9 protein-coding genes are annotated in these 13,202 nt (G+C 39.9%); 4 read left to right on the forward strand and 5 right to left on the reverse strand.

What is annotated here, in order from left to right:
- Positions 1-410: 410 nt before the first annotated feature.
- From G3O08_RS12240 to G3O08_RS12255, 4 genes are all read left to right on the forward strand, one after another.
- Positions 411-1,016 carry a hypothetical protein gene (locus tag G3O08_RS12240; RefSeq protein ID WP_163285668.1) on the forward strand — a complete coding sequence of 202 codons (606 nt, stop codon included), beginning with the start codon at positions 411-413 and terminating at the stop codon, positions 1,014-1,016.
- Positions 1,017-1,018: 2 nt separating this feature from the next.
- Positions 1,019-1,525, forward strand: a complete 507-nt coding sequence (locus G3O08_RS12245) for a PRC-barrel domain-containing protein (RefSeq protein ID WP_163285669.1) — start codon at positions 1,019-1,021, stop codon at positions 1,523-1,525.
- Positions 1,526-1,639: 114 nt separating this feature from the next.
- Positions 1,640-2,026, forward strand: a complete 387-nt coding sequence (locus G3O08_RS12250) for a YsnF/AvaK domain-containing protein (RefSeq protein WP_163285670.1) — start codon at positions 1,640-1,642, stop codon at positions 2,024-2,026.
- 50 nt (positions 2,027-2,076) lie between these two features.
- Positions 2,077-2,838: a YsnF/AvaK domain-containing protein gene (locus G3O08_RS12255; RefSeq protein ID WP_163285671.1), complete on the forward strand. Its 762-nt coding sequence runs from the start codon at positions 2,077-2,079 to the stop codon at positions 2,836-2,838.
- Positions 2,839-3,428: 590 nt separating this feature from the next.
- Here the strand turns inward: G3O08_RS12255 and G3O08_RS12260 are convergent.
- From G3O08_RS12260 to G3O08_RS12280, 5 genes are all read right to left on the reverse strand, one after another.
- On the reverse strand, positions 3,429-4,844 hold the full coding sequence (locus G3O08_RS12260; protein WP_239541196.1) for a TolC family protein: 1,416 nt from the start codon (positions 4,842-4,844) through the stop codon (positions 3,429-3,431).
- Between the two features lie 32 nt (positions 4,845-4,876).
- Positions 4,877-5,545, reverse strand: a complete 669-nt coding sequence (locus G3O08_RS12265; RefSeq protein ID WP_163285672.1) for an ABC transporter ATP-binding protein — start codon at positions 5,543-5,545, stop codon at positions 4,877-4,879.
- A 135-nt stretch (positions 5,546-5,680) separates the two neighbouring features.
- Positions 5,681-8,080 carry an ABC transporter permease gene (locus tag G3O08_RS12270; protein ID WP_163285673.1) on the reverse strand — a complete coding sequence of 800 codons (2,400 nt, stop codon included), beginning with the start codon at positions 8,078-8,080 and terminating at the stop codon, positions 5,681-5,683.
- Between the two features lie 243 nt (positions 8,081-8,323).
- Positions 8,324-10,735: an ABC transporter permease gene (locus G3O08_RS12275; RefSeq protein ID WP_163285674.1), complete on the reverse strand. Its 2,412-nt coding sequence runs from the start codon at positions 10,733-10,735 to the stop codon at positions 8,324-8,326.
- A gap of 2 nt (positions 10,736-10,737) precedes the next feature.
- Positions 10,738-13,158, reverse strand: coding sequence for an ABC transporter permease (locus G3O08_RS12280; protein ID WP_163285675.1), 2,421 nt, complete (start codon positions 13,156-13,158; stop codon positions 10,738-10,740).
- Between the last annotated feature and the right edge of the window lie 44 nt (positions 13,159-13,202).

A 13,202-nucleotide genomic window follows, 5' to 3' on the forward strand; every position in this document is an offset into this window, starting at 1 on the left:
TTGAATTTTGAGCGATCTAATTTTGAGATAATCTGAGAAAACAACGTTATATTTGCCATAAGAGGGAGTGTTTTTGTTGTGCAATTCAAAGTTAATTTGAAATACAAAACTTCCCTCTTTCTTTTTTGAAATTTTTAAACGTTTAGGACGCTATTGATTTGATATGTAAAAATAATTTGATCCTTAAAAATAAATTCCAATTTATTTAAACATTTAACAGATTTAATTGTTTTTAAATTAGGATGTTATGACAACAATTCGTGCCAATATATTTATGAAATTGTTAAAAATCATAACATCGAGAGCGACAAATATATTTTAAAAGAAAAATTACAGGTTCAACAAAGGTCGTTCGTTCATATTTAACAAAAGTAACACCGATTCAAAACTTAAACTAAAAACAACAAATTATGACTGAAATCAAAATTGAAAAAAAACAACCTGTCTGGCCTTGGATAATAGTGATTCTCGTAATTCTAGCAGTGGTTTCAGTGGTTTATTTCTTTTTCTTAAAAGATGATGATACTGCAGATGTTGCTACCGATAAAGTAGAAATGGTAAATGAAGAGCAAACAATTAAACTCTCTGAATCGGCAATCTCGGAAATAACTGATTATACAAGCTTTATAGGCAATGAGGCAAATATGAGTTTAGACCATGAATATACGCACGGCGCTCTTGATAGACTTATTGACGCAACCGAAGCGGTGTCAAATTCACTTGATATTGACTTAAGAGCAGATTTGGAAACTGCGCGCGCCAATGCTGGCGATATTGAAGATGACCCTTATGAAGTGGATCATGCAAACACAATTGAAAATGCGGCAAACATTATATTCCAGGCACTGAAAAAAATCCAGGTACAGAAATTCCCTGATTTAGATGAGAGTTGTGCCGAGGTAGGAAATGCAGCAAGTGCTATTGCTCCAGACACACAAACCCTTAATCAAAAAGATGCCATTAATGACTTCTTTCAGAAAGCAGGGCAATTATTAACCAATATGAAAAACAAGTAATCATGAGCACGGAAAAAGAAAGAAATTTGTTCTATTTAGAAGAATTATCTGATTATAAAGTAGCCGACAATGACAAAGATGTTCGTGGTTGGGATGTAAAAGACAAAGATGGTACCGTAGTAGGAAAAGTTGACAATTTATTGGTCAATAAAAATACGAAGCGCGTAGTTTATCTCGATGTGGAAGTTGACGCTTCCATCATAAAAGCAAACCATAAGCCATACAGTAACAAAAGTAAAGATGGCGCGCATGAATTCCTGAATAAAGACGGCGAAGACCATCTGATTGTTCCTATCGGTTTGGCAGATCTCAATATGGATAGCGAAACGGTTCTGACCAAAAGTATAGACCGCAACACGTTTTCAGAAACGAAACGGATGAAAAAAGGCTCTCCCTTGCACAGAGAATATGAAGAAACAGTTTTAGATTCTTACAACCGTGATGATCGGCAATCTGAATATCCGAGAGACGATTCATTTTACGACAGGGAAGAGTTTGCGACCAAGTAAATGTTTAATGTAACGAAACTCGAAAACAATACTTATTAATTCGAGATATAACTACAACTGAATTTCTTGAGATCAAATAGGCTTAAATAAATTTCATACTAAAATAGTATGGAAATGGAAGAAAAAATCAAGATGAAGAAAGAAAAAAAAACGATTAAGGTTCATCGAGAGGATTTCAACATCTCGAAGGAAGTGGTAGAGAAGGGTAAAGTTACTATTCGCAAAACCGTGAAAACGGAAACATCAAACCACGAAATTCCGCTTGTTCACGAAAAGATCAACATAGAGGAAATCACCGTGAATAAAGAAGTAGCAGAGATGCCGAAGATTCGGAAAGAAGGCAATACTACCATTATTTCGGTAGTGGAAGAGGTTGCGGTGGTTACGAAAAAATTGATGCTTATTAAAGAAATTCATATTACTAAGGAGCAAGTCGAAAAAATAGAAAACATAGAAACTGCGCTTAGAAAAGAAAGCGTTTCGATAGACAGAAAAGGATAAAGAACATCCAAAACGATTGGATGAATACACATAATTAAAATATATATATCATGAATTACACAATAGTAGGATTTTTTAATGAAAAAGACGAGGCACAAAATGCCGAAAAACAACTTATGAGTGGTGGATTTGCAAATAACCAAGTAGATTTATCGCCATTTAAGACCCAAGGTGAATATACCAACGCCGACTATGACTACAAAGAAGATGACAAGACTTCGGGGTTCTGGAGTTGGTTATTTGATAACAACGACGACAATCGTGAGCGCCACAGTCGAGTAGGTGCGCGCACCAATGTTGTTACAGTTTATGCTAAGGATAAAGAAGGTGCGAAAAACGCTGCTTCTATTTTAGATAATTGTGGAGCTTTAGATGTAGATGATTACGACCAGAAATTAACGGGTAGAAAAAATCAAGACATTAATTCTGGCAAGCGTGGTGATTCTATTGAAGTAAAGAAAGAAGAAATGAATGTTGGCAAACGTGAAGTTAATCAAGGTGGCGTTCAAATTAAAAGTCGCATTGTAGAAAAGCCGGTACAAGAAAACATCAGACTGCGCGATGAACGCGTTTACGTTACTCGTAAGCCTGTGGATAAAGCCGTTTCGGGCAAAGATGCTTTTAAAGACAAAACTATTGAAATGACCGAGCGCGACGAAAAAGCCGTAGTGGACAAAAGCACACGTGTGGTAGAAGAAATTGCTGTAAACAAAGACGTAAAAGTCCACGAAGAAAAAGTTTCTGATACCGTTCGCGAGACTGAAGTTGACATTGATGAGAATTTCAAGGAGACGGACAAACAAAGAAGGTAACTTTCTAAGTTGATTCACCTAAAATTAAGGGCCACATTTTTTGATGTGGCCTTTTTTTTAAATCTAATAATTAGCAACTAAAAGACATCCGGTTGATGCCGCAGTCTCTGGATTAAGCACGAAAAGTGTACTAGTGAAATTGCATAATTTGGTGGAGTCGTTTAAGGCTGAAGGCTTACATTTTACTCTAATTTAACTCAAGTTTTAAAAAGTCGCAATAGTAATTTCAGGTCATGGAGATGTCTTAATTTAAAGACTTAGTCTAAGATTTGGTCTAACGAATTGATCTCAATAATTTCCATCACATTAATCTGATGACTGTATGGACAGACACTAATTAGAGTCTGTCAATACACTCACGTGGCTGGATCATAAAGTCCAATAGCAAGGCGCACGTAGGATTGAAAATCAAGGAGTCCGCTGGGGCGGGATGACTGTTTTCAAGACAAGTGCATCTCGATAATGACATTTATCGTCATTAACGCCGATAGTGGACTTTATGGACAGACACTAATTAAACCTTTCGTGATCTTTCATTACACTCCGACAGAAATAATGATAAGATTTCTGAATTCCTTTTTACAGCTACCCTACAACCCAACCCTGTAATACTCCAAAACCTTCGCACGAAGGGTATAGGCATACCTCACATTAGACAGGTTGATTTCTGCATTGTCAATGTTGTTTTTGCTATTGAGATAATCTACACTATTAGACACGCCGCTGTTAAACCTAATTTCATTGATCCGGAACGATTCGCGGTAAGCGTTCACTTGATCTTGATGCAATTGAAGCCGTTCGAAAGCAGATTGCATGGCATTGTATGATTGACCGATGGCTTCCTTCAAATCCAACTTGGTTTGCTGTACGGCAGTGAGCGCTTCATTCTGCCGTATCTTTTGAAGTGTAACGTTGTTCTTGGCTCTGAATCCATTTAAAATAGGAATGGTAACTGCTATGCCAAATGAAGAATTCAAATTGTTTTCAAATTGATCGCGGTACGATATTTCCAGACTTGAATAATTCATTTGATTTGAAAGAACTTGGTAATCCTGATTATTGACCGATACATAATCGTTGGTGCCGACAATATTTGATCCTGTTTCGTTAAAAAGCCTGGCTGCGCTTGAAAAATTTGTGTTTAAACCCGCGAAGAAACTTATTTCGGGAGTGAATTGCGAACGGGCAATTGATACGCCTTTTTCGGCGGAAGCCAGACTCAATTCATTCGATTTAATTGTTGGGAATACATTCAACGCTTGCGCATAAACTTCATCGGCGGAGTAGGGATATTTTTCTAATTCCAGCTTATTATTTAAAGGCGCTGCAGCAATCTTTTCGTCGGAATTTACCAATGTATTTAAGCCAAGAATCGACGATTTTAGCGTGTTTCTATTTTCTGCAAGATTCGCTAAATCAGCTGCAAGTTGGCCTTGAAGGTCATGATATTCTGCGGGGTTGCCAGTTTCTGCATCATAGAAAGTTTTTAGTCGCGCCAGTTGATCTTCGGTGGTTTTAATTCGCGCTTTTGCAAGCACCACCAAATCTTGTTCGCTCAATACCCGAAGATAAGCAAGTGTAACTTCCAAAATCAGGGCTTGCTTTGCAGCCTGGATTTCCATTTCTGCCGCTTCGAGATTGAGCTTTGCCTGTTTCCATCCATTCATAAGCCGGAAACCATTAAAAACAGTTGCATCCAGCGCCAGTCCGGCATTCGAAAATGTGAGGCGCTCGTCGACAAAAGCATTCGTAAATGGATCGATATTTCTACCATTTGCCACACCCAAATTGTACGAACCATTGATATTTGGCAACAAGGCATTCTTGCTTTGATTAAAAAACACATCATTGCTCATGGCGTCCAACTTAACCGATTTCAAATTGAGGTTATTTTGAATGGCCGCATTTATGCATTCATCAAGGGTATATGTTATGCTTTCTTCGCTTTGCGCGAAAAGCGCCATACTTGCGAGAAAATACAAGAATATTAAAAGTCTAATTTTCATAATTGCGATGCATTCAAGGATTTAAAATCAGCTTAGCTATTGTCAACCATGCCATCTAATAGCTTTACTATTCGCGAACCATACGCCGCATTCGATTCAGAATGTGAAGCCTGAATAATGGTAACCCCTTCATTGTTCAGCTCTTTAAAAAGCTTCATGATTTCTTCACTTTGTGCGGAGTTGAGATTACCGGTTGGCTCATCGGCCAATAGGAGTTTGGGCTTGGCAATTAAAGCGCGCGCTACGCCAACAAGCTGCTGCTGACCACCACTCAACTGACTCGGAAAAAGATCTTTTTTGCCAACAATATTGAAGCGATCAAGCATATCGGCTACCAGTGCTTTTCGCTCTGCTGATTTCACATTTTTGTAAAGCAGGGGCGTTTCGATATTTTCATAAACTGTGAGCTCATCAATTAAATGATAAGCCTGAAATACAAAACCAATATATTCTTTGTAGAGCTTTGAGCGGTTCTTATCTTTCATAGAATGCACCTGCTCGTCCAGAAAAGTATATGCACCTTCCTGGAAATCATCGAGCATTCCAATCACATTGAGCAAAGTTGATTTTCCTGAACCCGATGGGCCCATGATGGAGATAAACTCACCTTCTTCGACTTTGAAACTTAAATCTTTGAGCAGGAAAATACGCTTTCCACCCTGGTCTACCCACTTGTAAATGTTTTTTAGTTCTAATAGCATAGTTTCGTTTTTTATTCGTCTCTGACCCCAAAGTTTACTTGCTTCGCTGCGTCCATACGGAGTCACTTCAATCCTGAGAACGCATCGCTAAGTTTTGAAACCTTTGGGGTTTCATTAATTATTTTAATTAATTTCCTACTCCGTCCGTAAACTCTTCACAGGATTGGCAATAGCCGCTTTAATGGCTTGAAAACTTATTGTTAGTAGCGCAATAAACACCGCCATACCGCCGGCGAATAAAAACACCCACCATTTTATCTCTGTGCGAAATGCGAAATCTAAAAGCCAATTGTGCATGAGCCACCAGGCTAAAGGGCCGGCAATTAAAAAGGCTACAAGCACCAGTTTCAAAAAATCTTTGGTGAGCAATCGCACCACCCCCGAAACCGTGGCACCCAAGACTTTTCGTACGCCGATTTCTTTGGTGCGCGCCTCGGCAGTGAAAGCCGAGAGACCGAACAATCCAAGACAGGCAATAAAAATGGCGAGGATGGAAAAAGCAGTTGCTGTGTTTGCCGTTTTTTCTTCGGAAGCATAGAAGGCTGCTACGTGCTGATCTATAAACGCGTAATCGAAAGCCACATTGGGCAAATGGGCATTAAAAGTGGTTTGCAATTGATCGATCAAAGCCGATAAATTTTGAGAATTGTAGCGCAGCACCACCGTTCGCACGCCTTCGGGTGCATAGCGCCCGCTGTAATACATATAGCCGCCAACGTCTTCTTTTAAGGATTTGTAGTTGAAGTTTTTTACCACACCGGTCACAACAGAATGATCGCCCAATTCGGTATTGATACTTTTTCCCACGGCATCTTCGGGTGTTTCAAAACCCAGATAAGTAAGAATCTTCTCGTTTATAAGCGTGTAATTGGTCGAGTCGCCTTTGGCGATATGCTCCGGCAGGTCGTTTCCGGCGAGCAAATCGAGTTGCATGGTTTTCACAATTCCCCCAGTGGTATTGCAACTGCTAATTGGCATTCCCACATTGTCCGTGCTCAACTTTCGCACAGATCTGCCGCTCTCGTTTGCACCGGGAATGGATTGCACAGCCGTTACACTTTCTACATTTGGCTGTCGTTTGAAAGCGGCGATCACATTGTCAATTTGGGTTTGTGTTTCCGCCGAATTCACAGAAACGGCCACAACGCCTTCGGGATTATACCCCAGATTTTTAGTCCGGATATAATTCATCTGCTGAAGGATAACGGTAACTGCAATGATCAGAATTATGGAAGCTGCAAACTGAAAAACGACCAAACCTTTCCGAACAAAATCGGCAACTGAATAGGTCGTTTTGGTCTTTTTAACCAATACCAAAGGTGAAATGGCCGACATGGAAATGGCAGGATAACTTCCGGCAACGATGGTTACAATTACCCATATTGCCAACAGGCTCAAGAGAATAGGCAGAGAAAGCAAATCAGCGTAAGCCAATTCATTGCCTGTAATATTTTGAAAAACAGGGAGAGATGCAAACGCCACGGCATATCCAATACCAATTGAAATAAGCACAAGAATGCCCGTCTCGATATAAAAAAGCGATAACATCTGACCTTTGTTGGCGCCCAGAACTTTGTTCATTCCAATGCTTTTTGAGCGCTTTTGTGAATTGGCTGTAGCCAGATTCATATAATTCACGCAGGCAATCAACAACACCAAAATTGAAAGAAACAAAAGGCTTTTTACTGTGCCCACACTTCCCAGTTTTGACGTGTAGCCTTCTCCTATATCAGCAGAATAGAGATGGATTTTAGTCAAAGGCTGCAATAAGAATTTTGTGAAATACTGCTCTTCTTTATCTACGTGTTTATCGATTAATGCTGTGGCCTGGCTTTGCACTTCGGCAACATTGGCATCGGGCTGCAACAAAATATAGGTTTCATAGCTCGCATTGCCCCAATACTCATTGGTTCCCATCCACGAATCCAGGATGTTGTAAACCATATTGCAATCAATAACACTGTTTTTGGGAAGGTCTTCATAGATTCCAGACACTTCTAAACTGTCGTTGTTGTTGACCGTAATAATTCTACCAATTGCATTTTCGTCGCCAAACAATCTGGCTTTCGACGATTGGGAAATCACAACGGAATTTGGTCGTGAGAACGGATTTTGGCCGGCGCTTTCCACAAACTTAAAATCAAACATGTCGAAAAGCGCAGAATCTGCGAGATACAACCCGTCTTCTTTAAAATTCCTGGTGCCAACTTTCAGTGAAGCTGTTGATCCAAAATCATCTTTGATAAGCCGCGACATGTATTTAACCTGCGAAATTTCATTGGCGACAGCCGGGCCAACCGCGTTGGGCAAAGTAGGCCATGTTTCATAATTGTACTCTTCCGAAGTTTCCATATTGACCCGGTAGATATGCTCTGAATTTGAATACATCTTGTCAAAGCTTAGTTCGTTATTCACAAAAGCGAACAACACAATACAAACGCAAATTCCAATGGCGAGCCCTGCAATATTGAGGGTGGTGAAGAGCTTATTGGCAGCGATATTTCTCCAGGCTATTTTGAAGTAGTTTTTGAGCATTGTATTTTTATTTTCATTAAACAGAAAGTGAAAACAGTGCCACAACCCTATACAGCTTCCTGTCAATTCATTACACTTTCGTGAAATTCAGAAACTGTTCGGTTTTAATACACTCTCTGTTCGGTGATGGTACAGGGTTTTTTCCAGTGAGACCTGTCAGGTTTTGCAAACTTAGCGAAGCGATCTCATGAACACTTTTAAAAAATAAACACACGTGACATAATCCTGGCAGGTCTTTTCAAGCTACTCCGTTTTTAAACTATCCACAGGGTTAGCAACCGCCGCTTTAATACTTTTAAAACTAATGGTTGCGAAAGCCACAGCAGTGGTGATTATAGCAGCTACAGCAACCAACCACCATTTAATATCAATGCGATAGGCAAAGTCTTGAAGCCACATATTCATCAAGTAGATAGCTAATGGAAAGGCAATTAAGAATGAGATAAGAATAAGCTTTAAAAAATCTTTGGAGAGCAATGCCACAATTTGAGCAATACTTGATCCCAGTACTTTCCGTATCCCAATTTCTTTATATCGTTGTTCTGCTGTGTAGGTCACCAGTCCAAATAATCCCAGACAGGCTACCAAAATGGTAAGGATGGCAAATAGGGCAAGGATATTTCCCATCTTCTGCTCCGCCAGGTAGGTTTGATTGTACGAGTCGTCCATTATGGAATAGCTAAAAGCTTCCTTGGTATTAAATCCCAACCAAAGAGAATTTGCCTGATCGATTAAATCAGCCATATCCCCCACTTTGGCACGGACAATTAGACCGCCGTAAGGGTGATTTACCATAATCAATGGCTCAATATTCTGATGCAGAGATCTAAAATTAAAATCCTTAATAACTCCTACAATCGTTAATATTTGACCTCCATTAGTACTCCCCTTCCTTATCTGTTTTCCAAGCACATCATCACCAAAACCCAGTACCTTTGCCGCCTGCTCATTTATAATAACTTTCGTAGAATCGGAACCAAATTCTTTAGAAAAATTACGACCCGAAACCAGCTCCATTCCCATGGTTGGAATATATTGGTCGTCTACATGATATACAGCCATTCTCCTTATAAGTCTATCACCGATAAAGATTGGCGACATATTATTATCGGTATCTCCTGCGGGAACGAAAGCAGATTGTGAAACATTCGCAACTGCCGGATCGTGCATTAATTCATTTTTAAAGGCCGCCTCGTTTTGACCCAACAAATAAGAATCGCGCAATACAAGCAGTTGATCTTTTTCATAGCCGAGCTGCTTATTTTGAATATATTCCATTTGTTGGTGCACCACAAGGGTTGCAAGAATAAGTCCGGCGGAAATTACGAACTGAAAAACCACCAATCCACTCCTTACAACTCTGCTATTTCCAGGGCCAATAAATTTGCTTTTAAGCGTGGCAACAGGTTTGAAAGATGAAAGAAAAAACGCTGGGTATCCTCCCGCAAAAACAGTGATTCCTATTACAATTACTATTAGAAAAATTACAACAGGAGGCCGAACCAAATAGCTTATCTCTAATTCCTTACCTGAAATAGCATTGAATATTGGCAAAGCAAGAATTAAAAGAAGTACACCAAGAACTGTTGCCAGTAGTGTGGCTATGAATGACTCTGATAAGAACTGAAAAATAAGCTGCTTTTGATTTGAACCCAATACTTTGCGAATACCAACTTCCTTCGCTCTTTTTGATGCAGAAGCTGTGGCAAGGTTCATAAAGTTGATGCAAGCGATCAGCAGCATAAAAAGAGCTATGGCACTGAAAATATAAATGTACTTAATATCACCTCCCGGTTCCAACTGCGATGCGCCTGAAAAGTCTGCGTTTAAATGGATATCTGTGAGCGGTTGAAGCGAAAGTTCAATCTGATTATTCTTTGAAAATTCAGAAAATGACATCCCCATGCTCTCTTGCATTTGCGGCCCCATATATTTCTCAATCATGGGTGGAATCTTGGCTTCCACTTCGATGATATTTTTTCCTTTTTTCAATACCAAATAGGTAAAGAATTCAGACTCCATCCATGATTTCTTTTCTGCAGCAGGATAGCCAATTGTAGAAGCAAACATATCGAAATGGAAATGCGAATTTTCAGGCACTTCATCCATTATTGCAGTAACCATGAAGTCTCGATTATAATTTTCCAAATGCAGCACTTTTCCTATTGCATTTTCACTGCCGAAGTATTTCTTCGCCGCTTTGGTTGAAATTACGATACTATTGGGTTGGTTCAATGGAGTTTTAGAATTCCCTTCAATAATTTGAAGGGTAAAAACATCAAAGAAATTGGGATCAACATAGGCAAACCGTGTATCTCTATAAGTATTGTTTTTATAAGTAATTTTTGGATTAAATAAATTCGTGAGTCGGGTCGCATCAATAACTTCCGGGATTTCTCGCTTAAAAGCCTCGGCAACTGGAGCCATAACTACAGCTTCTTTAATATTCTCGCCATTCACTCTGGCGTGAAATACTACACGAACTATCTGATCGGCTTTTTCATTGTATTTGTCATAACTCAACTCATTAAAAACCAATAAAGCTATCATTAAACAGGTCGCAATGCCAATTGCCAATCCGAAAATATTGATGAAGAAGATGCCTTTGTGTTTTACAATATTTCGCCAAGCTATTTTAAAGTAATTTTTTATCATAGCTACTCCGTTTTTAAACTATCAACAGGGTTTTGCATTGCCGCTTGAATGGTGCGCACACCAATCGTTGCCAAAGCAATGACAAGGGCTATTCCGCCAGCGCCAAGAAAAACCCAAAGAGTAAGATTAATCCGATACACATAATTCTGAAGCCATTGCGATGAAAAATACCAGGCAATCGGCGTTGCGATAAAAAATGAGAGAGCAACTAATTTTAGAAAATCTTTAGTCAGTAAAATGGTAATAGTTGAAACCGATGCGCCAACGACTTTTCTGATTCCAATTTCCTTTCGCCTTTGGGTTACAACCAAAAGTGAAATCGCAAAAAGACCAATACAACTCAAAACAATTGCCAGCAAGGAACCACTTGAAATCATGGTGGTCATCATGCGTTCTTTAGTTAATGTTCTGTCTATATTTTCATCTAAAAATGAACCCATAAACAGGGTGCTTGGCTCTATTCTACTCCACGCTTCTTTCACCGTTTCATAAGAATCTGTAAGATTTTGGGGCACCACTTTTACATACACGTAGTGCATTGGCGAACCACCATCCATAAAATAAGTAATAGGCTCAATGGCCATATCAAGGGCATCGAAATTATAATCTTTCACCACTCCTATTACCGAATATTTGACAGAATCATCAAGATAAAACTGAACGTTTAAAGCATCCTGCTCACCAAGCTCTTTTACCATAGCTTCATTTATTACAACTGAAAGGCTATCGCCGGGAAAACTGCGATCAAAACTGCGCCCTTGAAGAATTGGAATATCAAGCGTTTTTGCATAATCGTAATCTACAAAAAGCATATTTGTAGATACCTGTCTATTCTTAAAGTCAAAGCCTAAAACTGTCGCACTTGCACGTCCGTCGCGACCCAGCCCCAAATTATCATCTGCAGCGGTGAGACCCAATATTTCAGGGCTTTTTGAGAGTTCATTTCGCAAGAGTTGGATTATATTGTCCGGGTCTTGTTTGGTGTTCAGCGGAAACGCTATGACCTGTTCTTTATTAAAGCCAAGGTCTTTGTGTCGCAAAAATTCGAGTTGCTGCCAAAGCACAAGCGTTCCGGCTATGAGCAAAATGGTAATGCTAAATTGCAAGACCATTAACACATCGCGCAGCCTGTTTTTGCCTGTGTTTTGCATCTTTCCTTTTAAAGCTTGCAAAGTACCCAGCTTGCTCATAAGCAGCGATGGGTAGCCCCCTGCCACCAAAGTAATTAGTCCAATCACCAAAAATACTGCGGTAAGAATCGGCAGACTTAAAATAGAACCAAAAGAAGCTTTCGTGTCAAATAGCGTTTGGAATGGTTTGAGTAAACCCACTGCCAATAGGCTTCCCAGAACTACTGCAATCAGGAATACCAAACCACTTTCACCCCAGAGTTGAAAGAACAATTGTGATTTTCCGGCTCCCAATGTTTTGCGCATGCCTATTTCGCGCAAGCGCTGCGCACTCTTGGCAATACTCATATTAATAAAGTTTACGCTTGCGATAAAAAGTATCAGGAAAGCGATTCCCAAAACGATGTACTGAAGCGTTTTGCTCACTGTAATAACGCCATTTTTGATCGATGCAAAACTCTGGTCTTCCACAGGGAGAAGTTTTATTTGGCGATAATTCCCCTCGGCATTTGGCTGTGCTCCATCGCGTTTTGCACTCGAGATATTGTCGGCATAATGCAATTCCGAAAAAGTGCGGGTAGATCTTTCGAATTGTCTTGGTGTTACGCCATCGGCCAACTTTAAGTACACACTGTGATTGTGCGCACTCCAATCATCCAGATTGTCTGCATAAAAAGCATCGGGAAGACTTTTAAAATTAAAAAGGGCGCTAAAATTAAAATCGCTCGTTTCCGGAATATCTTTTAAAATAGCTGTCACGGTAACGGGTACTTCCATCCCACCCCTTTGCACGGTAACCGTTTTGCCCAAAGCCGGTTCTTCGCCAAAAATTATCGTTGCAGCCTTGCGGGTAAGAGCAATCGAATTCTTATCTGCAATAAGATTATTCTCATCGCCTTCCAAAACCGGAAAAGTAAAAATCTGGAAGAATTCGGGATCGGTAAGCGCGCTGCTCATCCCAAGTGTCTTATCCTTGTAGGTAATGAGCACGCCACCGGTAACGTATTTCGCGATATGCTCAACCCCAGGCACTTCATTTCGCAATGCTTCCGCAAATGGAATCGGATTGGCTTCATCTGACTCGGCTCCTTCCGGTGTCTGCTCATTTGCATAAACACTGAAGATTGAGCCGGTGTTTTCGTGAAAACGATCGTAAGAAAGATCGAAAATGGCGTACATGCTCAATAGAAAAGCAACACCAAAGGCGGCGGTCAAGCCAACGATATTCAGGGCTGTGAACGTTCGGTTTTTCCAGAGATTCCGAAGGGCTATTTTGAAGTAGTTTTTTAGCATGGTGTTTTGTTTTTATTAATGATTTTTTTATTGAGACCTGCCAG

The sequence above is a fragment of the Cryomorpha ignava genome, assembly GCF_010686655.1.
Classification (GTDB): Bacteria; Bacteroidota; Bacteroidia; order Flavobacteriales_D; family Cryomorphaceae; genus Cryomorpha; species Cryomorpha ignava.